We start from the raw sequence: 21,547 nt of genomic DNA, 5'->3' as shown, positions 1-21,547 counted from the left end.
CGCAGTTTCAATTGAAACTGTGCGCGCGCACGGCACGTCCGGGCGTATCGGGGGGACGCCCGGACGTGCCCACCGGTATGGGACAGCATTAGGAGGATTTGCAGATGTTGCAGGACAAGGTGGCCGTCATCACCGGCGGCGCCAAGGGCATCGGGTTCGCCATCGCGGAGAACTTCGTCGCCCAGGGCGCGAAGGTCGTGCTCGCCGACATCAACGCCGACCACGCCCAGGAATCCGCGAGCAAGCTCGGTGGCAAGGGCACCGCGCTCGGCGTGGCCTGCGACGTCACCGACCCCGACGCCGTGCAGGCGGCGATCGAGGCGGCCACCGGCGAGTTCGGCTCGCTGGACGTCATGGTGAACAACGCCGGCATCACCCGCGACGCCACCATGCGCAAGATGACCCTGGACGACTTCGAGGCGGTCCTCGACGTGCACGTCAAGGGCGCCTGGCTGGGCACCCGCGCGGCGGCCGCGGTCATGCGCGAGCAGGGCAGCGGCTCGATCGTGAACATCTCCTCGATCTCCGGCAAGGTCGGCATGATCGGCCAGACCAACTACAGCGCCGCCAAGGCGGGCATCGTCGGACTGACCAAGGCCGCCGCCAAGGAGGTCGCGCACCTGGGCGTGCGGGTCAACGCGGTCCAGCCGGGCCTGATCCGCACCGACATGACGGCGGCGCTGCGCGAGGACGTGTGGAACGCCAAGCTCAAGGAGATCCCGATGCAGCGCGCGGGCGAGCCGGAAGAGGTCGCCAACGTGGTGCTGTTCCTGGCCTCCGACATGTCGTCGTACATGACCGGCTGCGTCCTGGAAATCACCGGCGGCCGCCACATCTGACGCCGATGAGGGCGCCGCCTTGAACTGGTCCCCGTAGATTGGACTGCTTAAAGGGGGAGCCTAGACGGTGAGGGTCTGAGCCCGGTATTGCACCGGGCTCAGACCCTCGCATCGTGTGTGGCCTCGTGCCGTGTTGAACCAGACGATGTAGTCGTCCAGCGCGGTCGTGAACGCCTCGACGCTGAGGTAGCGGGTGTGGTGGAAGAGTTCTTCCTTGAGATGCCCGAAGAAGCTCTCGGCTCGACCAGCTGTGCGCCACGATGAGCGAACCGCCGGACGCGGTGGAGTAGCCGCGGGTCAGTCGCGGGGCGCTTCGTCGACGTCGGCGAGTTCGGCGAGGATCGCGCTCGTGTGCTGGCCGACCTCGGGGATCGGATCCATGCGCGGCTCCCGGCCCGCGACGGTCACCGGCGGCAGCAAGGTGCGCAGCGGCCCGGCGGGCGAGTCGACCTCGCGCCACCGGTCGCGGGCGGCCAGCTGCGGGTGGTCGGCGAACTCCGCCATCGTGCGCATCCGCGCGTTGGCGATGCCGACCTCCTCCAGGCGGGCCTCGATGTCCGCACTGCTCAGCTTCGCGAACACGGCCTCGATGACCGCCTTCAGCTCGGCGACGTTCTCGACGCGCTTGGGGTTGGCGTCGAACCGGGGATCGGCGGCCAGTTCCGGCCGGTCGAGCACCTGCTCGCAGAACTTCACCCACTCCCGCTCGTTCTGCACGCCGAGGAACACCTGTGCCCCATCACCGGCCGCGAACGGGCCGTAGGGCGCGATGGCCGCGTGCCGCGCGCCGGCGCGCTTCGGCGCGGTGCCGCCGTATGCCGCGTAGTAGTACGGAAAGCCCATCCACTCGCCCAGCGCGTCGAACAGCGAGACCTCGAACGCCGTTCCCTTCCCGGTGCGCTCGCGCTCGTACAACGCCGTGAGCACGCCGCTGTAGGCGTACATGCCGCCGGCGATGTCCGCCGTGGAGATCCCCGTCTTGGCCGGTTCGGCCTCGGAGCCGGTGATGGAAACGAGCCCCGTCTCGCACTGGATCAGCAGGTCGTAGGCCTTCTTGTCGCGGTAGGGGCCGGAGCTGCCGTAGCCGGAGAGGTCGCAGACGATCAGCCGCGGGTGCTTCGCCGTCAGCTCGGCCGCCCCGAGCCCGAGCCGCGCCGCCGCGCCGGGCGCGAGGTTCTGCACGAACACGTCCGCGGTCGCCAGGAGCTTGTCCATGATCAGCCGGTCGGCCAGTTCCTTCAGGTCGAGCGCGATGCTCTCCTTGTTCCGGTTGAGCCAGACGAAGTGGCTGGCCAGGCCCTTCACCGAGGTGTCGTAGCCGCGGGCGAAGTCGCCCGTCGGGCGCTCGACCTTGATCACCCGGGCGCCCAGGTCGGCCAGTTGCCGGGTCGCGAACGGGGCGGCGACGGCCTGCTCCAGCGACACCACGGTCACGCCTTCCAGCGGAAGCATCGACCCTCCAGGCGAGTATTTGTACGGCCAATTGCTCGCCAACATTGCCCCGCCCGACCAAATGTTGTCAATGGCCACGATCACGCCACGCGAGAGCAATGGCCGTACATATGCCGGACCGGCCCGACGACGTACCGGTTTCGGCGACAATCCCGGATGCCTGCGTCCGAGCGGCGACAATGGGAACATGCCGGACGAGATCGCGCGCAACGAGGCCGCCGGGGAATTCACCCATCTCCTGCAAGCGGGAACGGTCAACGGCGAGGTGCACTTCCACGCACCGCACACCGCGCGACCCGGCCGGCCGCCGAGACCGGTCACCGAGTGGGACCCGTTCGACCTGGACGTCCACCGAGCCATCGAAGCGCCGCCCGCCGAGGAAGCGTTGCCAGAACTTCCGCCCTACCTGCGCCGTGCCCATGACGACGAACTCGACGCCGAGCTCCGCGAACCCGACCGCAGCCGGATGGTGGTGCTGACCGGCGGATCCTCCACCGGGAAGACCCGCGCGCTCTACGAAGCGATCATCGACCACGAGGTGCTCCGGAGCTGGGAACTGCACCACCCGCGCACCGCCGACGAACTGGTCGGCCGGTTGAGCAGTGGGCAGGTCGAACCCCGATCCGTGTTGTGGCTCAACGAAACTCAGAACTTCCTGACCGGCCCCGGCGGTGCAGAAGCCACTGCGTGGCTGCTAACCCTGCTGGACGGGTCGATCCCCGGCCCCGTCGTCGTCCTGGGGACGCTGTGGCCGCAGTACTGGTCCGACCTGGTGGACACCACGAACGAAAACCCGCACGCCCGGTCACTGCTGCTGCACTCGGTGCGGCGGATTCGGGTGGCGGAGAGGTTCAGCGACGAAGACCTGGAAGCCCTGCGCAGCACCGGCTCGGTCGATCCCAGGCTCTCCCTGGCGATCAGTTCGGCGGGCAGGGCACGCCAGGTGATCCAAACCCTCGCGGGCGGCCCCGCCTTGGTCGACCGCCACGAGCACCCGGACACGGCAGAAGACCGCTACGCGGCGGCCATCGTCACCGCCGTGATCGATGCCCACCACCTCGGCCACCACGACCTGCTGCCCCGCACCCTCCTCGCCGACGCCGCTCCCGGCTACCTCGACGAGCAAGATCGCATCGATGCGCCCGCGGATTGGTTCGAACGCGGAATCCGGTGCGCCGCCGAAGAAAGCCTGCACGGCATCACGGCACTCATCCCCAGGCGTCGCCAAGCGGGCACCGGCGCGGCGGACGGCTACGAGCTCCACGACTACATCAAGCAGCACGGCCAGGCCGTACGCCGAGCGGCGCTGGCCCCGGACTCGCTCTGGCAAGCGCTGCTGGCCCACACCGCGGAGCCGGAGGACCTGGAACGCCTCACGACGAGCGCGTACGAGCGCCTGCTGTACCGCTACGGCCAACCGCTCTACCGCCGGTACTGGAGCAGCGCGCCTCCCTCGGCGCGGGAGCAGATCGTCGATCTCCTGGCGGAGCACGGCCGTGTCGACGAAGCCGTCGCACTCATGCCCGAGGTCGGTCGAGATCTCCAGCAGGACGACAGGCTGTTCCGACCGAACCGGCACCACGGGACGGTCGAAACGATGCTCGGGCAAGGACGTGACGAAGACACCGCATCCTTCCTCCGGGGGCTCATCGCTGCGCGGTTGGCTTCCGGCTGGGCTACCCGGTGGCTGGCCCGCGTGCTCATCGATCTCGGCCGGACCGGCGACGCGATCGAGGTCCTCGAACAGCAGCTCGCTCACGGGGGCCGCGAGAATGACGCAGGCACGGCCCTGTCCGGCGGAAATGTCACGCCGAGCGGAGTCTTGTCCACCGGCCGTCGCCCCGCGAACGGCCATCCCCTGGCCGAGCAGCTGGCGGATCTGCTCGCGTCCGACGGCCGCTGGGAGCAGGCCCTGCAGCTGGCTCGCGATCACGCCGACGAAGGCTGGACGAGGGGCTGGCTCGCCAGGCAGTTCGCGAAAGCCGGCAAGGCGGACCAGTTGCGCCGGCTCGTCGCGGCAGGCTCGTTCGAAGCTGAGTGGCTGCTGGCGGAGCTGGAACTCGCGCGGGGCCGGACGGCAGAAGCCCTTGAACTGATGGAAGATCCGGTCCTGTTCCACGTTCCGCCGCACGGGGCGAGCCGACTCGTGCGCCTCCTGGTCGAGCGAGATCTCCTCGACCAGGCCATCGAGCTGAGCACCACGCCCCACATATTCCTGGACGACGAGGTGCTCCGGAAACTCGTTGCCGCTATCGCCGAGAGGCGCGGTGCCGAATCGGCGATCGCCCACGTGCAGCGCCTGCTCCCCGCCGACTCCCGCCCCGCGGGTTTCGACGCAGCCACGGCCAAAGCTCTGCTCGCGGACCAGCTGGCGGGTCTGGGGCGGTGGCAGGAAATTCGGGAACTGCTGCGCGAAGGTGAAGCGTGGGCGCGGAACTGGCTGCCCGAACACTTCGCCCGCAACGGCAACCTCGACCTGCTGCGTCGGCTCGCCGATACGGGCAACGGCGCCGCCCGCTATGAGCTGATCCGCCTGCTGCTCGACCGCGGCAACGATCGCGAAGCGATGAAGATCCTCCGCAGCACCACCATTTCAGGGGACACGACCGCGCAGAAGCTCGCCCGGCTGCTCGCCGACCGCGGCAAGCTCGCCGAACTCCGGGACCGCGCCGCACGAGGCGACCGCCATTGCTCCCAGCAACTGGTGAGGTTGGCGCAGCAAGCCGCCTTCCCCGATGCCCGGCGGCTGCTGCGGCACGGCCTGAACACCGATGGCTCGACCGCTGATGGCTCGTGAGCCCGTCAGGTGAGGTGGCGGCGGAGGAAGTCGAGGGTTCTCGGCCAGGCCGTTCGGGCCGAATCTTCGTGGTAGGTCGCCGGGTTCTGGTCGTTGAAGAACGCGTGTCCCGCCGGGTAGACGTGGATCTGGGGGCGGACTTCGGACTGCTGCTGGATCTTGTCGCGCAGTTCCGCTACCGCGTCCATGCTGATGGATCGGTCGTATTCACCGAAGTGGCACAGCATCGGCGCCGTCAGGCCGGCGAAGTCCGTGTCCGCCACCGACGGCAGGCCGTAGAACGGCACCACCGCGCCGACCCGGTCGCCCTGCTGGGCGGCGAGCACGATCGCGAACTTGCCGCCCATGCAGAACCCGACCGCCCCGACCGCCGAACCCGTCACCGAGTCGTGCGCCAGCAGGTAGTCGACCGCGCCGGAGAGGTCCCGCGCCGCCTGGTCGACGGGCAGCTCCTGCATCAGCCGCGCCGCCTCCTGCGCGTCATGCGTGGTGTGCCCGCCGTAGAGATCCGGCGCCAGCGCGACGAATCCCTCCGCCGCCAGCCGGTTCGCGATGTCGGCGACGTGGTCTGTGAGCCCCCACCACTCCTGGATCACCACCACGCCGGGGCCCGAACCGGACGGCGTCGCCAGGTAACCGTGCGCCGTGCGCCCGTTGCTGGCGAAACTGACGTTCTGGTGCGGATTCGTCACGCTGGTACTCCTTCATCCGGCCGCCCTCGACCGGCTCATCGTCGCGCTCGGCCGGGCTGATCGCACACGGTCGCACCGCGGGCGAACCGCCCGGCGAAGATCGACAACGTACCGAGGACCGGCGGCACCTGCCAAGGCCCGGCCCGGTAGCCGGCCATCACGGGTGGTAGAGCACCTCGGTCAGCGCCGAGATGAAGATGATGATCGGCAGCACCTGGAAGGCGACGACGGCGCGGTTGGAGGTGCCGGGGCGCGGCTACGACGCTCGGTGAGCCACGAACGGGATCGTCCGGCGGCGTCCCCAGGCGATCACCAGGAACAGCAGCACCAGGGCGAACGGCATGAGCGCGGCGACCGGCCCGTCGAGCACGAACACCTGGGTGATCGTCGCGCCGACCATGACGGCGGCGAGGCCGAGGGCCGCCAGCCCGGCCAGCCGGGGCACGAGCAGGCCGATGGCGCCCAGCAGTTCGAGACCGCCGGTCAGGTACCGGAACCACTGTCCGAGCCCGATCAGGTCGAACATCTGCACCGCCGTCGGCTCGCCGAGGAGCTTCGGGGCCGAGGCGAACACGAAGAACGCCGCCAGGAGGATCTGGAGCACCCAGAGCGCCACGTGCGCGCCCCGCCGCTGGGAAACCGCCGCATTCGGACCGATCGTCATGACTGGCACACCCTCTCCACACCGGATGGAAGTGTTCGCTACTCCCGTAGACCGGGGGTGCAACGAGAACTCATCGGTGCCGGGCGGCAAGCCTCGACCTGATCCAGATCCCGATGCCGGACCCGACTCAGGAACGCGCCGGTTGTTCGTTCGGGATGAGCCGCGTGAAGAAGAGCGAGACCCCAGCGATGAGCGCGAGCACCGCGTCGGCTGCACGCAGAGCCTGCAGCCGCGCGGCGGCGTTATCCTGCACGATCGCGGAAGTGGTACCCGACGGCAATCCGGTCGCGGCGAGGGCCTGTTCCAGGGCGGCGTCGGAAAGGAAGGGCGCACCGCTGACGAGCTCGACCTCGGCTTGGGAAGTCACCTGGGGTGGCACGCTCGGGTTCTGGCTGATGCCCTGCAGGAACGATGTGGTCAGGGCAGCGATGAGCACCGAACCGGCCAGCGCGGTGCCGACCGACACGCCGAGGTTCGTGGCGGTGTTCTGGAGACCACCGACCTCGCCGGTTCGTTCGTCCGGGACCGCGGAGACGGTCACGCTGCCCAATTGCGAGGCCAGCGAGCCGATGCCGAGCCCGGCCAACAGCATGGGCACGGTCGTGACTTCGGGACCTGCGCCGAGCTCGAGTGCCGCCAGCAATGCCACCAGCCCGCCGAAGAGGGCGACCAGACCCCACTGCACCACGCGACGCGGTGATGCATCCGGCCACACCTTCGGGATGCCGACTGCGGCGAGGAGCAGGGTGATGGACAGCGGCAGCAGGCGCACGCCGGTCTGCAGGGCTGTGAGTCCGAGAGAAACGGACAGGAACAGGGGCACGATGAAGAACAATCCGGCCTGCAGGAGGAACTGGAAGAAGAAGATCGTCAGCCCCCCGCGAAGCTGCCGATTGCGCAGCATCGCGGGGTCGACTAGCGGCTCGAGGCCGTGTGCCACGCGCCTGCGCTCCCAGGCGAGGAACACCCGGAGCACGAGCCCGCCGGCCAAGATCAGCCAGATCGTGGCGGAGACGCCCAGCAGAGCCGGTGTGCCCGCCTTGGGCGCCACCCATCCCCAACTGCCCGAACGCAGCACCGCGTAGACGACCAGCCCGAGCCCCGCGGCGGACAGCACGGTGCCGCCGAGATCGAATTCCGGGCGGCGGTCCGGCAGTGCGTCCGCCACGCGGCGCGCGAGGAAGACGATCGCGATCACGATCACGACCTCACCGGCGAAGACCCACCGCCACGAGAAGTACGTGGTCACGAGGCCACCGATGAGCGGCCCCACGGCGACCGCTATCGCGCCGGCGGACGCCACGAGCCCGTACGCCCGCGGCCGCTGGGCCTGCGGGAAGTTCGCGGCCACGAGCGCGACGATCGCCGGCATGATGAGCGCGGCGCCCAGCCCTTCCAGCAACGACCAACCGAGGATCAGCACTCCCAGGCCGGGGGCGAGCGAGGTGGTCAGGGAGCCGCAGCCGTAGATCACGCAGCCGGCTGTGAACGCGCGGCGTCGGCCGATCAGCGTACCGATCTTGCCACCGGTGATCATGAACATCGCCATTACCAGGGCGTAGAGCGTGATGGCGGTCTGGATGCCGCTCACCGTCGTACCGACGTCCTCGGCGACCGTCGCGATGGACACGTTCATCACCGAGGTGTCCAGCGTCATCAGGAACTGCCCGACTGCCAGGGTTCCCAGCACCGTCCCGCCGCCGGCGCCCTTCCTCGCCTGCATATGGCCATCATCTGCGGGGGACGACGCCTCGGCAGCGCGGCCCGTTCGAACGATCAGGGCGACATGGGAGTTCGGGCCGGATCAGTCCACGACGACCTGCTCCAGCACGGTGGTGAACGCCTCGCGGTCCACGCTCGCCGGGTCCTGCGCGAGCCATCGCCCGATCTCCCGCACGAACTGCGCCGGGGTCATCGGCGACACCGGATCGCCGTCCTGCTCGACGGTCGTGACGTCACCGGCGCGGCTGGGGTAGATCAGGACCACGCCGCGCACCTCGACGTCGGGCAGCAGTTCGGCGAAGATCTCGACGCCTTCCGGCAGCCGGGTCGCGCCACCGCGGAACAGGTGGCCGTTGCGCCACAACGCGCCGTCCTCGTCGGCGGTGTAATGGCCGGGCAGCCAGCTCTTGGACTCCACGAGCACCAGCCGACGCCCGCACAGCACCGCGTGGTGCACATCCTCGAACACCGAGTCGGGCCAGGCCAGGCCGTGGAACACGCGCACGCCCGGCAGCCGGGTCAGGTACTTCGCGCACAGCTCCGCGGTCAGCTGCTGCGCGCGCTCGTGCTGCGCGTCGGGCAGGCCGAAGATCCGGCGGCCGCCGAACTCGGAGACGAACGACCGGTCGATCCGGTGGGCCCGGATGTGCCGCCGCAGCAGCAGCACGATCACCACGCCGGAGGCCACCAGCAGGGACAGCCAGGCGGCCAGCAGCATCGCGGTCAGCTCGACGGCGAGCCCGGCCAGCAGCAGCATCGACCAGCCGCCGACCAGCGCCAGCGTCGGCGCCCGCTCCGGGCCGGTGACCGGCAGGTAGCGGACCCGGGTGCCCGGGTCGACGGTGTCCCACCACGGGATGTCGTCCAGGCGCAGCCGCGGGACCTTGGGCACGTAGTCCGGGTCTTCGCCGAAATCCCGCCGCCGGCGCCGTTGCCGCCGGGGCGCGGGCTCGTCGACGCGGTCGTAGTCGGCGCGGCGCACCGGGTCGTTGAGCGTCTCGTAGGCCTCCTGCAGCAACCGGAAGGTTCCCGCGGTGCCGCCGACATCGGGGTGCATGCTGCGTGCCAGCGACCGGTAGGCGGACTTGATCTCGGCTGCCGTCGCGTCGCGGTTCACGCCCAGCAGCTCGTAATAGTCGACCCCGCGCACGGCCCTCCCGCCTCCCACCACTGCGCGGCCATGATAGGGCTTGCGCGGAATTCAAGATCACCCGCGTCAGGTGTTTTCGTCGGCGAGTTCGGCGATTTCCTGCCCCTGAGCGACTTCGGTGCCGTCGGCGAGCAGGAACCGGGTCACGGTCCCGGCGGCGGCCGACTTGACGGGGTTGAAGGTCTTCACCGCTTCGATCACCGCGATGGTCTGGCCGGGGTCGACGTGGCCGCCCTCGCGCACGTACGGGTCGGCTTCCGGGGCCGGACGCCGGAAGAACACGCCTGACTGCTGTGCCTTGACAGTGGACATACCCGGTACCGTGCGCCTTCCCCGGCCGGGTCGCCAGTCGCGCGGCCCGGGAAGCGAAAAAACCCGCTGACCTCCCGGTCAGCGGGCTCTTCCACGCGGGTGGCCGAGACGGCTGGCGCCGTCCCTCCCTTTTGACCACCCGGGACAGCCGCGCGGTCTGAGGTGGCGCCTTGGACCGGCACGGCTAGCTCTGCGGTCGTACGCCGGGGCGACGGGTCGTGGAGCGGGGATGCTCCGGCGACCCACCCGGCACCGCCAGGTCGTTCGCCGGTGGGCGCTGGGGCCCACCGATGCCGCTGCCACCTTAGCCGATGTTCCCTGCTCCGCGGGGCGAAACGTGACCCAGCGCTCCTCACGCGCCACATTCCGCACACCCGACGCGTGCGGCACGCGCGAGCGGGCTTCAGCTGGTGCCGCCGAAGCGGGGCAGGCCGCCATCGGCGATCCAGGCGTGCACGATGCGCTGGTCCGTATAGAAGTCGATGCTCCGGGTGCCTCCCTCGTGACCCACTCCGCTGGCCTTGATGCCGCCGAACGGTGTCCGCAGGTCCCGGATGTTGTGCGAGTTCAGCCAGAGCATGCCCGCCTCGACCTGGTTGGCCACCCGCAGGCCGCGCTTGAGGTCGTTGGTCCACACGTAGGCCGCCAGGCCGTACTTCGTGTCGTTGGCCAGCCGCACCGCCTCGGCCTCGTCGTCGAAGGGTGTCACCGCCACCACCGGGCCGAACACCTCCTCCCGGAACAGCGTGTGCTCCGGGGTGACGTCGGCGAACACCGTCGGCTCCAGGAAGTTGCCGTCCGGCAGGTGATCCGGCCGCTTGCCGCCGGTGACCAGCCGCGCGCCCTCCGCCTCGGCCTTCGCCACGTGGCCGATCACCTTGTCGAAGTGCTCCGGGTGGATCAGGGCACCCAGCTCGGTGGACCGGTCGCCGGGCGGACCGACCTTGAACCGCGCGGCGCGCTTCCCCAGCTGCCGCACGAAGTCGGCGTAGATGCTGCGGTGCACCAGCACCCGCGAACCCGCCGTGCAGCGCTCGCCGTTGAGCGAGAACACCCCGAAGATCGCGCTGTCCAGCGCCGCGTCCAGGTCGGCGTCCGCGAAGATGATGTTCGGTGACTTGCCGCCGAGCTCCATCGACAGGCCCTTGAGCCCGTCGGCGGCGTTGCGCATGATCACCTGGCCGGTGGCGGTCTCGCCGGTGAACGACAGCACCGGCACGTCCGGATGCCGGACCAGCGCGTCGCCGGCCTGCTCGCCGATGCCGTGCACGATGTTGAACACCCCGGCGGGCACTCCCGCCTCGGCGAAGATCTCCGGCAGCAGGCTCACCGACAGCGGCGACCACTCGGCCGGCTTGAGCACCACCGTGCAACCGGACGCCAGCGCGGGCGCCAGCTTCCAGCTCTCCAGCATGAACGGCGTGTTCCACGGCGTGATCAGCCCGGCCACGCCCTTCGGCTTGCGCACCACGTAGTTGAGCTGGACGTCGGCGACCCGGTAGGCCTCCTCGGTCTGCACCACGATCAGGTCGGCGAAGAACCGGAAGTTCTCCGCCGCGCGCTTGGCCTGCTGCTCGACCTGGGAGATCGGCAGGCCGGTGTCGAAGGATTCCCACCGCGCGATCTGCTCGCCGCGGGCCTCGATGCCATCGGCGATCCGGTTGAGCACTCCCGCGCGGGCGCGGTTGCGCATGTCGGCCCACCCGCTCTCGCGGAACGCCTCGGCCGCGGCCGCGACCGCGCGGTCGACGTCGGCGGCCTGGCCCGCGGCGGCGCGGGTGTACTCGGTGTTGGTCGCGGGATCCAGCACTCCGAAGGTCTGCCCGCCGGCGCTGGGCACGTGCTCGCCGCCGATGTAGTGGGTGATCAGCTCGGGAACCTGCTCCGGTGCGTTGCTCATCTGCATCCTCACGTCGTCGGCATCGGCCATCGGGATCCGGAGTCCGGAGGTCCGCAATTTCAATGGAAATCGAACCTTCGATTTCAATGGAAATTGCGGCGGCACTCAGCTCGGGATCAGGTCGCCGCCCTCGGCCAGCAGGGACTCGATCTTGGTTCGGCCCCCGTCGGTGAGCGGGATCAGCGGCGGCCGGACGTGATCGCTGGCGATCAGGCCCCGCTCCGCGAGCACCGCCTTCACCGCGGACGGGTTCGTCTCGGTGAACACCAGCTCCACCAGCGGGTGCAGCCGGTAGTGCAGGTCGATCGCCTCGTCCACCCGACCGTCCACATAGGCCTGGTACATGTCCGCGACCGCCTTCGGCGCCAGGTTGGCCACCGCGCTGACGAACCCGACGCCGCCGATGGCCAGCAGCGGTAGGCACAGCAGCTCGATGCCGGACCACATCAGGAAATCCCGGCCGCAGGCCTTGAGCACGTGCGAGAAGTGCTCGAAGTCCTTGGTGGTCTCCTTGATCCCGACGATGTTGTCGTGCGCCCTGCGCAGCCGGGCCACGGTGGCGGGGTCGACGCTGACCGCGGTGCGGCTGGGCACGTTGTAGACCACGATCGGCAGGTCCGGGTACTCCGCGGCGACGGTCGAGTACCAAGTGAACAGCGCCTCCTGGGTGGGCCGGGCGTAGTAGGGCGTGATCACCAGGGCGATGTCGGCGCCGAGGTCGCGGGCGTGCCCGGTCAGCTCCAGCGTCTCGTCCAGCTTCGCCGATCCGGTGCCCGGCAGGAAGGGCACCCGGTCGGCGGTCTCCTCAGCCACGATCTCCAGCGACCGCTTGCGCTCCGCGAGCGTCTGGGCGCTGGGCTCGCCGGTGGAACCGCCGCTGGAGATGCCGTGCGAGCCATTGGCCAGCTGCCAGCGGACCAGGTTGCGCAGGCCGGCCTCGTCGAGTTCGCCGTCCGCGGTGAACGGCGTGACCACCGGCGCGATCGAGCCCCTGACCTGCGTCGGGTCGGCGCGGAACCTCATCATTGCTCCTCTTCTTCGGCGGTCGCCTGCAGCGAGGCCACGGCCGCGCGAGCGGTCCGCAGCGTGTGCTCCCGCGCGAACTGCTCCACAGTGGACTCCGCCGCGCCGCAGGCGACGAGCCGCAGCAGCGCCTCGTGCTCGGCGAAGGATTCGGCGTAGCGCTCGGGTACCAACGCGAAGCTGGACCGGCGGATCAGGTCCAGCCGCGACCACTCCCGCTCCAGCAGGCCGAGCAAGTGCGCGTTCGCGCTCGCCCCGCACAGCGCGCGGTGGAACTCCCGGTTGAGCTCGGTGTAGGCGCGGGCGTCGCCCTGCTCGGCCTTGCGCTTGAGCTCCTGGTTGATCGCCCGCGCCCGGTCGAGCTCGGCAGCGCTGATCAGCCGCGCGCCCGAGGCGGTGGCGAAGCCCTCCAGCAGCGCCAGCGCTTCCATGCTGTTCAGGTACTGGTCCGGGTCGATCGAGGCGACCTGCGCGCCCACGTTGCGCTGGTAGCTGACGTAGCCTTCGGCCTCCAGCCGGCGGATCGCCTCCCGCACCGGGACCACGCTCATGTCCAGCTCGCGGGCGATCTGCTCGAGCACCAGCCGCGCGCCCGGTGCCAGGGTCCGCTCGACGATCTGCTGCCGGAGGTGCCGGTAGGCGATCTCGGACTTCGACGCGCCGTCCTGCGCCGCAGTCACGCTGCACCGTCCCGCCACTGCTGGTACCGCTCCCGCCATTCCCCGCCGAGCGGGTACAGGCCTTCGATGCGATGGCCCGCGTCGACCTGCTGGTAGATGAACCGCTCCTGGCGTTCCTGCTCGGCGGCGTCGGTGGCGATCTCGTCGGCCAGGGCGGGCGGGATGACGACCACTCCGTCGTCGTCGCCGACGAGGACGTCGCCGGGTTCGACCAGCGCTCCCCCGCAGGCGATCGCGACGTTGTCCTCCCACGGCACGTGCCGGTTGCCGAGCACTGCGGCGTGCTGGAAGGCCGCGAAGGTCGGGATGTCGAGGTCGGCGAACGAGCCGCTGTCGCGCACCGCGCCGTCGGTCACGATCCCCGCGCCGCCGGCGCGCTGCACCCGCAGTGCGAGGATGTCGCCGATCGTCCCGGCGTGGGAGTCGCCGCGCGCGTCGATGACCAGCACCTCGCCGGGGCCTATGGAGTCGACCGCGGACTTCTGCGCGTTGTAGCCGCCGCCGTGCTTCTCGAAGAGGTCTTCCCGCAGCGGCAGGTAGCGCAGCGTGTGGGCGCGACCGAGCAGCCGGGCGCCGGGCTTGGCCGGGCGGACCGATTCTATGAACGCGTGGCGGATGCCGCGCTTGCGCAGCTGGGCGGAGATCGTCGCGGTGGCGACGCCGCGCAGGTTCCGCTCGGTCTCCTCGGAGAGCCCGAGCCCGGCCGGTTCGCCGAAGGCGTCCTTCCGGTCCTTTTCGGACAGTGCCGGGAGCGCGCCCGGCCCGCTCATCGGTTCGTCGCTCTCGGCGATCACCGTCCGGAGCCTGCCGCCATCGCCGACCTCGACCTCGACGACGTCGCCGGGCCGGACGATCGGCGGCGCGGCCGGGGTGCCGGTGAGGATGATGTCGCCGGGTTCCAGGGTGAGCGACCGGGACAGGTCGGCGATCAGGTAGTCGAAGCCGAACAGCAGGCCGCCGGAGTTGTCCTCCTGGACGAGCTCGCCGTTGACCCACAGGCGGATGGCCAGATCGCGCAGGTCCACGTCGGCGGGATCGATGATCGCCGGGCCGACCGGCGTGTAGCCGTCGGAGCCCTTGCTGCGCACGTTGGAGCCGCGGTCGGCGTAGCGCAGGTCGTAGCAGCCGATGTCGTTGGCCGCCGCGATGCCGCCGATGTGGTCCGCGGCGGATTCCAGCGGAACGTTGCGCGCCCGCTCGCCGATGATGACCGCGATCTCGCCCTCGACGCCGAGCGCCTCCGCGCCGCGCGGGCGCACGGCCGCCTGGCCGTCGGCGGCCAGCGACGACGGCGGCTTGAGGAAGTACGACGGCTCCCGGGGCGTCCGGCCGCGCTCCCGCGCGCGGCTGCGGTAGTTCAGGTGCACCGCGATGATCTTGCTGGGCGACAGCCCCAAGGGGTGCGACACCGGATTCCTCCCGTCGGGCGCACGATCCGTTCGCCGAGATGATGAAGCCAAATCAGATACGATGTCAACCAAGATCGATACGTCCACCCGAATGACCTGATCGAGTTTTCTTTCAACAATAGGGACTATTGACGCCCCCGAGGCCGCTGCGTAATCTTCAACGCCATCCAATCATATATGATTCTGGTAGGTGCGCGAATGCCTGTCCCCGCTCCCGACGTGGTCCGCGCCGCGGACGCCGAGCTGGCCGTCACCGATCTGCCACGTGCTCGCCGGTTCTGGGTGGACGCCCTCGGTTTCGTTGCCATCGAAGAGGACGACGAGGTCATCTACCTGCGCGGTTACGAGGAGTTCCTGCACCACAGCCTCGTGCTGCGCAAGGCCCCGGAGCCGGGCCTGCGGCGGCTGGCGTACCGGGTGCGCACGCCCGAGGACGTCCAGCGCGCCAAGGAGTTCTTCGCCGCCAAGGGCCTGCCCACGCAGGAGGTGCCCGCCGGCACCACGCGCGGCATCGGCGAGGCGGTGCGCGTCGAGGACCCGCTGGGCTTCCCGGTCGAGTTCTTCCACCACGCCGAGCACGGCCCGCGGCACGTGCAGCGCTACGACCTGCGGCGCGGCGCGGAACCCGCGCGCATCGACCACTTCAACGTGCTGACCCCGGATGTGCAGGCCGCGCACGACTTCTACGCCGAGCTCGGCTTCCGCACCTCCGAGACCATCGAGGACGACGACCAGCTCTACGCGGCGTGGATGTTCCGCAAGCCGACGGTGCACGACATCGCCTTCACCGGCGGCGCCGGGCCGCGGCTGCACCACATCGCGTTCTTCGTCCCGGAGTCGCACCACATCCTGCGGGCCTGCGACATCCTCGGCGCCACCGCCGACCACGCCCACATCGAGCGCGGCCCGGGCCGCCACGGCGTGTCCAACGCCTTCTACCTCTACCTGCGCGACCCCGACGGCCACCGGCTGGAGCTCTACACCAGCGACTACTACACCGGCGACCCCGACCACCCGACCTCGCGGTGGAGCGTGCAGGACCCGCGCCGCCGCGACTTCTGGGGCCACGACGTGGTTCCCTCCTGGTACCGCGAAGGGTCGACCGCCTTCGGCTTGGACGGCAAGCCGAAGCCGCTGGTGCACCCGCCGGTGTCGGAGGAGACGGTGCACGTCGGCGCAGACGGGATCGGCGTGGCCACCGAGGCACAGCTACAGCAGCCCTGACCGACCCCGTGCGTACTTTTTGTCGCTATAGCAACGAAGTACGCACGGGCGATGTCCACAACGGTCGGTTCCACTCAACGCAGAGGCGGATCCATGAGCAACGCGGAACAGGCGCGCCGCGCCAGGCTCGCCAGCATGGTTGGCACCACCATCGAGTGGTACGACTACTTCCTCTACGGCACCGCGTCGGCGCTGATCTTCGCCCCGCAGTTCTTCCCCGACCTCTCCCCCACCGCCGGGAAGCTGGCCGCGTTCTCCACGCTCGCGATCGGGTTCGTGGCCCGGCCGCTGGGCGGGGTGCTGATGGGGCACTTCGGCGACCGCATCGGCCGCAAGTCGATGCTGGTGTTCTCGCTGCTGGTGATGGGCTGCTCGACGATGGCCATCGGCCTGCTGCCGAACTACCACGCGTGGGGCGCGTGGGCGCCGCTGGCGCTGGTGCTCTGCCGGGTGCTCCAAGGAATCAGCGCGGGCGGCGAGTGGGGCGGGGCCGCGCTGATGGCCGTCGAGCACGCGCCGCGCAACCGGCGCGGGCTGTTCGGCTCCTACGCCCAGATCGGCACCCCGCTGGGCATGGTGCTGTCCACATTGGTCTTCCTGGCGGTGCGCGGCACCACCTCCGGCGAGCAGTTCGCCTCCTGGGGCTGGCGGATCCCGTTCCTGCTCAGCATCGTGCTGGTGCTGCTCGGCCTCTACATCCGGCTGCGGGTGGTGGAGAGCCCGGTGTTCGCCGAGGTCCGGCAGCGGCGGGCGAGGCTGCCGGTGGCGCAGGTGCTCCGGCACCAGCCGGCGGCGCTGCTGGTGGCCACCGGCACCTTCGTCGGCAACAACACCCTCGGCTACATCTTCATGGTGTACCTGGTCAGCTACAGCGTCGACGAGACCGGGCTGGGCCAGCAGACTGCGCTGGTGAACCTGCTGCTCGGCTCGGTGGCCTGGCTCGCGCTGACGCCGCTGTTCGGCGGTCTGTCCGACCGCATCGGCCGGCGCAACGTCTACCTGCTCGGCAGCGCGCTGAACCTGCTGTGGGCGTTCCCGCTGTTCTGGCTGATCGACACGAGGGCGGCGCTGATGGTCCTGCTGGCCCAGGTCGTGTACGTGGTCGGCGTGGCGGCGACCTACGCGCCGCAGGCGGCGCTGTTCACCGAGCTGTTCCGGCCGGAGTGGCGATACTCGGGCGCGTCGCTGTCGTACTCGCTCGGCGCGGTGCTCGGCGGCGGTTTCGCGCCGATCATCTGCACCGCCCTGTTCGGCCACTTCGGCACCACGGCCGCGATTTCCGGCTACGTGGTGCTGGTCAACCTGATCAGCCTGGCGGCGATCGCGGCCATCCCCCGCCACCTCGGCAAACCGGCGCAGCACAACGCCGTGCATTCAACTCGTGCCAGGACGTGATCGCGGAAAGGAAATGCAATCGCAATTCGCGAATTGTTTCGCAATTTTCCTTTTTATGATATGATGCATTTTCGGTGAGCTAGCTTGGTCTCGTGAATCGAGAATCCAGTCGAACCGCTCTCATGGCGGCTGCCGCTCGCGCCGCACACATCTTGGTGGATGCCGAACCGCACATCTTCGCGGACTCGCTCGCGGTGCCGCTGCTCGGCGACCGAGCCGAAGAACTCCTCGGCTACCACCGGGCCAGCGGCGAACACCCCATTCTGCGCGGCGCCAGAGCGCAGGCGGTCGTCCGCAGTCGGTACACCGAGCAGCGCCTGGCCGCGGCCGTGCGGAACGGGATTGCGCAATACGTGATCCTCGGCGCCGGGCTCGACACGTTCGCCCACCGAAACGAATTGGGCGTCCGTGTTTTCGAGGTCGACCACCCGGCGACCCAGCACTGGAAGCGCGCCCTGCTGGAGGATGCCGGGATCAACATTCCGGACACCGCTACCCACGTCGCGGTCGACTTCGAATCGGACTCGCTCGGAGACGCCCTGGTCTCCGCCGGATTCGATCCGGCGCGGCCCGCATTCGTCGGCTGGCTCGGCGTGACCATGTACGTCACCCGCGGCTCGCTGCGCGAAACCCTTGCCACACTTGGAAAATTCGCCCCCGGGACGCAGCTGGTCACCGACTACGTCGTGTCCGAGGAACTCCGCGACGCGACCGGCCGGGAGTACGCCGAAGCGGTGGCACAGGTCGCCTCCGAGGGCGGGGAACCGTGGCTGAGCTGCTTCACACCGGCCGAAATGGGCACCCAGCTGCGAGATCACGGTTTCACCTCCGTCGACGACACCGACCAGCGCAACGCGATCGATCCCGAGCTGTGGCAACGCCGAGACGGCCTGTCGCCCGGCACCCTCTCGCGGTTGGTCCACGCGCGGGTCAGGTAGACAGGGGGTTCACCGCGCACCCGGCGGGTGCGGTGGGGCGGCGCGATGATTGGCGCATGGACGTCACCGAAGTTCTGCTCCCCGGGGTCGGGCTGCGGTACGAGTTCACCACCACCGACGGCCAGCGCATCGGCGTGGTGGCTCGGCGGCGCGGCGACTTCGAGTTCGTCGCCTACCCCGGCGACGATCCCGACGAGGTCCGGTTGCTGTTCCGGCTCAGCGAGGAGGAGGCCGACGCGGTCACCGAGATCCTCGGCGCCCCGCGCATCGCCGAGCGGTTCGCCGACCTGACGCGCGAGGTGCCGGGGCTCAACGCCGGTCAGGTCGAGGTGACCGCCGGCTCGCCGTTCGACGGGCGCACCCTCGGCGAGACCCGCGCCCGCACCCGCACCGGCGCGTCGATCGTGGCGATCGTGCGCGGCGAGGACGTCATCGCCTCGCCCGCGCCCGGCCAGGGCCTGCAGGCCAGGGACATCCTCGTGGTGATCGGCACCCAGCAGGGCATCACCGGGGTGGAACGCATCCTGGCGGGGTGAGCTGCCGTGCACACCTCGATCGCGCTGCTGCTGGAACTGGGGATCGTCCTGATCGTGCTCGGCGCGGTCGGCACGGTCACCCGGCGCTTCGGGGTGTCCCCGATCCCGCTGTACCTGCTGGTGGGACTCGCGGTGGGCGAGGGCGGCATCGCGCCGCTGCCCGCCGCCCGCGACTTCGTGGAGATCGGCGCGTCGATCGGCGTGGTGCTCCTGCTGCTCACGCTCGGCCTGGAGTTCTCCATCGAGGAGTTCACCGTCACGCTGCGGCGGCACGTCCCATCCGGGCTGCTGGACATGGTGGTCAACGCCGCGCCGGGCGCGCTGGCCGGCTGGCTGCTCGGGCTGGACGCGACCGGGATCGTGGCGCTCGCCGGGATCACCTGGGTGTCGTCGTCGACGATCGTCTCCCGGCTGCTGGACGACCTGCACCGGCTGGGCAACCGGGAGACGCCGGCGGTGCTGTCGATCCTGCTGCTGGAGGACTTCGCGATGGCCGTGTACCTGCCGATCCTGGCGGTGCTGGCCACCGGCGGCACGGTGCTGCACGGCCTGGCGAGCGTGTCGGTGGCGGTGGGCGTGCTGCTGCTGGCGCTGGTCACGTCGCGGCGCTGGGGGCATCGCGTCGGGCACCTGGTCGAGGACGGCGACACCGAGCAGCTGCTGCTGCGGATCGTCGGGTTGTCGCTGGTGGTGGCCGCGATCGCGGAGCTGGCCGGGGCATCGGCGGCGGTCGGGGCGTTCCTGGTGGGGCTGGCGCTGACCGGCCCGCTGGCCGAAAGGGTGCGGTCGCTGGTCGCGCCGCTGCGGGACCTGTTCGCCGCGGCGTTCTTCCTGGCGATCGGCATTTCCGTCTCCCCGGCGGCGCTGGTTCCGCTGCTGCCGGTGGCGCTCGCGCTGGCCGCGGTGACGGCGCTGACCAAGATCGGCACCGGCTGGTTCGCGGCGGCCCGCGCAGGGGCGGGGCGGAAGGGCCGGCTGCGCGCGGGCAGCGTGCTGATCGTGCGCGGCGAGTTCTCGATCATCATCGCCAGCCTGGTGGCGATCCAGGGCGACAGCATCGGCGCCCTGGCCACGGGCTACGTGCTGGTGCTGGCGATCGCGGGCCCGCTGCTCACCTGGTGGTTCAGCCCACCCCTCCGCCAGGTATGACCTGCTGCGTGAGGTTCACTGTGTTGCCATCGGGGTCGAAGACGTGGTGAACGCGGTCTCCGCAGGGGTAGACAGCCCGCGAGCCGCGAATTCATCGGTGCCGATCACGCGCGGTGCAGCGCCGTGGTCACCTGGGTCCGGGCGACGAGGCGGCCGCGGTGGAAGACCGCGCGGTCCTCGGTCGCGCCCGCCACCGCCTCGTCCAGGTCCGCCGCGCGGATCGCGAGGAGCTCCGCCGGGTCGCCCGGGCGCAGTCCCACCGGCGGCAGGTTCAGCACCGTCCTGGCCTGGTCGGACACCGCCGCGTAGGCGGCCGCGGTGTCGAGGTGGCCCGCGGCGACCAGCAGCGAGGCGATCTCGAACGGATCCGCCCGGCCCACGGCGTTGAAAGGATCCCGCCAGTTGTCGCCCCCACCGGCCAGCACGGCGCCCGCGCGGCGCAGCGCGTCGATGGCCGTCAGCCCGCGCGGCACGAGGACACCTCCCTCGCGCCCCTGCAGGTACAGGTTGGTCTGCGGCAGCGTGATCACCGCGACGCCCGCGGCCGCCGCGTCCTTCGCGACCAAGGCCGCGTTCTCCGGGTCCTGCTGACCGAGGCTCACGCAGTGCGAGGCGGCGACCTTGCCGCCCATGCCCGCGCGGGCGGTCTCGGCGATCAGCTCCCGCAGCGAGAGCACGCTCGCATCGGTGGTCTCGTCGGTGTGCAGGTCTACCAGCCGCCCGTATTCCTTTGCGGCGGCGAGGTATTCGCGCACCGCCTGGGCCGGGTCGGGGTCGGCGTAGGGCAGGCCGCCCACCACGTCCGCACCCAGCCGAAGGCCCTCGTCCAGCAATGCTCGGGCCCCGGCACCGGCCGCGCCGGAGACCGGGCCGACGAACGCCACCACCTGGAGGTCGACGATGTCGGCGTACTGCTGCCGCAGGTCCAGCAGCACCTTCAGCGGGCGCGTGCCGTTTCTCGCGTTGACGTCCACGTGCGTGCGGATCGCGGTGTAGCCGTGCCGCACGGCCAGTTCGATGCCCCGGCTCGCCCGCTCCCGCACGTCTTCGTCGGTCATCGTGGGCGCGATCGCCGACATGACCTCGATCGCCCCGGCCAGGTCGCCGGCCGGGTTCGGCACCCGCCGCCCCAGGAACGCCTTGTCCAGGTGCGCGTGCGTTTCCACCCCGGACGGCAGCAGCAGGTAACCGGCGAGGTCGAGCCCGTCCGCTCCCCCTGCGTCCCCGCCGATCGCGGCGATCTTGCCCTGGTCCAGCAGCACGTCGGCGCGGCGGCCATCGGGCAATGTGGTGCCGCGCAACAACAAGCGCCCACCCGCCGAACCCGTGGCGGACCCGCCGGTGCATGCGGCGGAACCGGTGGCGACCAGGGCGCCGACCATCACGGCGCGCCGGGATACCTGCGTGTTCTGAGCAGCGAAGCCTGCCAATTCGACCCCAACCGTCGGCGGGCGCCAAGCGCCCTCGGGAGCTTTCGCGGGGGCTCCCTCGACACCGGCCGGGATGATCACCATAGCGGCTCGACCACGCGCTGACATGCCGCCGTTCGGAGGCTCGCCGCTTGCGACGCGCGTCTGCGTCCGTCCACAGGAGCCGATGCTGCGTGCTGTGCAGCACATCAGTCGATACCGGAAAAGCAAACGCAGAACTACGGACTAGCCGAAT

At 70.3% G+C, this 21,547-nt stretch carries 18 protein-coding genes and 1 pseudogene; 7 read left to right on the top strand and 12 right to left on the bottom strand.

Annotation, left to right across the window (positions count from 1 at the left end):
• The first annotated feature begins 104 nt into the window (after positions 1 to 104).
• Positions 105 to 839, top strand: coding sequence for a 3-oxoacyl-ACP reductase FabG (fabG, locus tag E1288_RS33760; protein WP_268951979.1), 735 nt, complete (start codon positions 105 to 107; stop codon positions 837 to 839).
• Positions 840 to 899: 60 nt separating this feature from the next.
• Here the strand turns inward: fabG and E1288_RS33755 are convergent.
• Together E1288_RS33755 and E1288_RS33750 are read right to left on the bottom strand one after the other, a co-directional pair.
• Positions 900 to 1,076: pseudogene (locus tag E1288_RS33755) on the bottom strand (IS3 family transposase); the annotation flags it as partial.
• 60 nt (positions 1,077 to 1,136) lie between these two features.
• Positions 1,137 to 2,291: a CaiB/BaiF CoA transferase family protein gene (locus tag E1288_RS33750; RefSeq protein WP_132492523.1), complete on the bottom strand. Its 1,155-nt coding sequence runs from the start codon at positions 2,289 to 2,291 to the stop codon at positions 1,137 to 1,139.
• A gap of 187 nt (positions 2,292 to 2,478) precedes the next feature.
• Between E1288_RS33750 and E1288_RS33745 the strand changes: the two genes are divergently transcribed.
• Entirely contained in the window at positions 2,479 to 5,088 is a 2,610-nt protein-coding gene (locus E1288_RS33745) for a hypothetical protein (RefSeq protein ID WP_132492521.1), read from the top strand.
• A 5-nt stretch (positions 5,089 to 5,093) separates the two neighbouring features.
• On the opposite strand, the gene E1288_RS33740 is transcribed toward E1288_RS33745, so the two are convergent.
• The 9 genes from E1288_RS33740 to E1288_RS33700 all read right to left on the bottom strand — a co-directional run bounded on the left by E1288_RS33740 (position 5,094) and on the right by E1288_RS33700 (position 14,727).
• A complete protein-coding gene (locus tag E1288_RS33740; RefSeq protein ID WP_132492519.1) occupies positions 5,094 to 5,780 on the bottom strand; it encodes a dienelactone hydrolase family protein in 687 nt (228 codons plus the stop codon).
• 256 nt (positions 5,781 to 6,036) lie between these two features.
• Positions 6,037 to 6,444 carry a DoxX family protein gene (locus E1288_RS33735; RefSeq protein WP_132492517.1) on the bottom strand — a complete coding sequence of 136 codons (408 nt, stop codon included), beginning with the start codon at positions 6,442 to 6,444 and terminating at the stop codon, positions 6,037 to 6,039.
• A gap of 127 nt (positions 6,445 to 6,571) precedes the next feature.
• Complete coding sequence (locus E1288_RS33730) at positions 6,572 to 8,167, bottom strand: MFS transporter (RefSeq protein WP_132492515.1); 1,596 nt, start codon at positions 8,165 to 8,167, stop codon at positions 6,572 to 6,574.
• An 81-nt stretch (positions 8,168 to 8,248) separates the two neighbouring features.
• A complete protein-coding gene (locus tag E1288_RS33725) occupies positions 8,249 to 9,316 on the bottom strand; it encodes a J domain-containing protein (protein WP_132492513.1) in 1,068 nt (355 codons plus the stop codon).
• Between the two features lie 66 nt (positions 9,317 to 9,382).
• Complete coding sequence (locus E1288_RS33720) at positions 9,383 to 9,628, bottom strand: biotin/lipoyl-containing protein (protein ID WP_132492511.1); 246 nt, start codon at positions 9,626 to 9,628, stop codon at positions 9,383 to 9,385.
• A gap of 403 nt (positions 9,629 to 10,031) precedes the next feature.
• Positions 10,032 to 11,534 (bottom strand): 5-carboxymethyl-2-hydroxymuconate semialdehyde dehydrogenase, encoded by a 1,503-nt coding sequence (gene hpaE, locus E1288_RS33715; protein ID WP_132492559.1) that lies wholly within the window; start codon positions 11,532 to 11,534, stop codon positions 10,032 to 10,034.
• 99 nt (positions 11,535 to 11,633) lie between these two features.
• Positions 11,634 to 12,551 carry a 4-hydroxy-tetrahydrodipicolinate synthase gene (gene dapA / locus E1288_RS33710; protein WP_132492509.1) on the bottom strand — a complete coding sequence of 306 codons (918 nt, stop codon included), beginning with the start codon at positions 12,549 to 12,551 and terminating at the stop codon, positions 11,634 to 11,636.
• Complete coding sequence (locus E1288_RS33705; protein WP_235883987.1) at positions 12,551 to 13,231, bottom strand: GntR family transcriptional regulator; 681 nt, start codon at positions 13,229 to 13,231, stop codon at positions 12,551 to 12,553. The genes dapA and E1288_RS33705 overlap by 1 nt, the downstream gene beginning before the upstream one ends.
• Positions 13,228 to 14,727, bottom strand: coding sequence for a fumarylacetoacetate hydrolase family protein (locus tag E1288_RS33700; protein WP_408014214.1), 1,500 nt, complete (start codon positions 14,725 to 14,727; stop codon positions 13,228 to 13,230). Before E1288_RS33700 ends, E1288_RS33705 begins: the two co-directional genes overlap by 4 nt.
• A 111-nt stretch (positions 14,728 to 14,838) precedes the next feature.
• On the opposite strand from E1288_RS33700, the gene hpaD reads away from it, so the two are divergent.
• The 5 genes from hpaD to E1288_RS33675 all read left to right on the top strand — a co-directional run bounded on the left by hpaD (position 14,839) and on the right by E1288_RS33675 (position 19,882).
• The gene (hpaD, locus tag E1288_RS33695; RefSeq protein WP_132492503.1) at positions 14,839 to 15,864 is read left to right on the top strand and encodes a 3,4-dihydroxyphenylacetate 2,3-dioxygenase; all 1,026 of its coding nucleotides are present in this window, start codon (positions 14,839 to 14,841) and stop codon (positions 15,862 to 15,864) included.
• 93 nt (positions 15,865 to 15,957) lie between these two features.
• Positions 15,958 to 17,259 carry an MFS transporter gene (locus E1288_RS33690; RefSeq protein ID WP_132492501.1) on the top strand — a complete coding sequence of 434 codons (1,302 nt, stop codon included), beginning with the start codon at positions 15,958 to 15,960 and terminating at the stop codon, positions 17,257 to 17,259.
• 122 nt (positions 17,260 to 17,381) lie between these two features.
• Positions 17,382 to 18,197, top strand: coding sequence for a class I SAM-dependent methyltransferase (locus E1288_RS33685; RefSeq protein WP_132492499.1), 816 nt, complete (start codon positions 17,382 to 17,384; stop codon positions 18,195 to 18,197).
• A 56-nt stretch (positions 18,198 to 18,253) separates the two neighbouring features.
• Positions 18,254 to 18,733 (top strand): cation:proton antiporter regulatory subunit, encoded by a 480-nt coding sequence (locus E1288_RS33680; RefSeq protein WP_132492497.1) that lies wholly within the window; start codon positions 18,254 to 18,256, stop codon positions 18,731 to 18,733.
• 6 nt (positions 18,734 to 18,739) lie between these two features.
• Positions 18,740 to 19,882 (top strand): cation:proton antiporter, encoded by a 1,143-nt coding sequence (locus E1288_RS33675; protein WP_132492495.1) that lies wholly within the window; start codon positions 18,740 to 18,742, stop codon positions 19,880 to 19,882.
• A gap of 104 nt (positions 19,883 to 19,986) precedes the next feature.
• On the opposite strand, the gene E1288_RS33670 is transcribed toward E1288_RS33675, so the two are convergent.
• The gene (locus E1288_RS33670) at positions 19,987 to 21,264 is read right to left on the bottom strand and encodes an amidohydrolase family protein (protein WP_235883991.1); all 1,278 of its coding nucleotides are present in this window, start codon (positions 21,262 to 21,264) and stop codon (positions 19,987 to 19,989) included.
• Positions 21,265 to 21,547 lie beyond the last annotated feature (283 nt).

This window comes from Saccharopolyspora elongata (assembly GCF_004348985.1).
Taxonomy (GTDB): Bacteria; Actinomycetota; Actinomycetes; order Mycobacteriales; family Pseudonocardiaceae; genus Saccharopolyspora; species Saccharopolyspora elongata.
This window is presented reverse-complemented; position numbering and strand designations above follow the sequence as displayed.